Annotated in this window: 2 pseudogenes; both read right to left on the bottom strand. The window is 41.4% G+C overall.

The annotated features are described in order from the left end of the window. Positions 1–278: pseudogene (locus AB5935_RS26875) on the bottom strand (RagB/SusD family nutrient uptake outer membrane protein); the annotation flags it as partial. 14 nt (positions 279–292) lie between these two features. After that, positions 293–1,232, bottom strand: a pseudogene (locus AB5935_RS26870) (SusC/RagA family protein); the annotation flags it as partial.

Raw genomic sequence — 1,232 nt, 5'->3', positions numbered from 1 at the left:
CGTCCGATTGAAGTAGAAACACCTGCTATAAGTATCGCAATATCCGTATTAAAGTCACACATAGTAACGATGTACAGATTGGATTCATTATTATCCGCTCCACCCGGCAATTCACGAGCTAGGGAGTACAGACCTGTAACAGCTGTATTCAACCCTTCGGGAGTAGTGAACAGATAATTGTTCGTCACGTCTGTCTTTGATTCCAGATTTAATAAATCCGAGCAGGAAGCGGTCAACATTCCGCAGATGACAAAGGCTGTATATATTAACTTTTTCATAAGGATTCTTTATTTTAGAATGAAACATTGACACCAAATACATATTGTCTGGACTCCGGATAAGACCCGGGAGTCAGTTCGGGACTATAAGACTTAAATTCCGTAAATGTCAGCAAGTTAGTAGCAGTTGCATACAGACGTAATTTATGAATCGGAGTATTCTTCAATAGTCTGGCCGGGAAAGTATATCCCAATTGTAAGGTGCGTAAACGGATATAAGATGCATCCTGAATAGCGATGGCACTCAAATAAGCAGGGTCTGCGCTATAAGAAGGACGCGGGAATTCGTTCGACGGATTGAACGGAGTCCAATAATCCACCTTCACTCCATTCAGTTTTCCACGCAAAGAACCTCCGGAATTATAGTCATACAAATAACTATTCTTTATCTTTCTGCCGGAAACTCCATACCAATCCATGAACAAGTCAAATCCTTTCCAGTTCCATGTGGAAGAAAGAGAGACGGTAAATTTCGGATCTTTCCGGATAGGCACTCTGTCATCTGCCGTGATCTTTCCGTCTCCATTGTTATCACGTACCTTAACCATACCCGGTTCAATAGCGCCGCCGTAATCAATCGGGCTGTCGGCTATACCGTCATTGTTACTGTCATAGGTGTTTTTCAGCGTATATACCAGATTACCTGTACCATCACGAGTAATATCAAAATCATCATACTGAAAAATTCCGTCTACCAGATAATCATAATATACATTGATCGGTTCTCCGATAATCCATCCCTGTGCTACCTGACTGGCGGGTTTACCATTTTCATCGAGCGTATCGTCAATACGGACAATTTCATTCTTATACATACTGAAATTAGTTCCAAGCGACCAGGCAAACTCTTTCGTACGTATCACATCACCATTTAAAGAAAGATCGATACCACTGGATTTTGTCTTTCCCAGATTATCCAGCATAGTGGTATATCCAAGTGATGCATTCAAAGAG

This window comes from Phocaeicola sp. RTP21198st1_B8_RTP21198_201120, assembly GCF_040929485.1.
Lineage (GTDB): Bacteria > Bacteroidota > Bacteroidia > Bacteroidales > Bacteroidaceae > Phocaeicola > Phocaeicola dorei.
The sequence above is the reverse complement of the archived record's forward strand: the minus strand, read 5'-3'. Positions and strand labels throughout refer to the sequence as shown.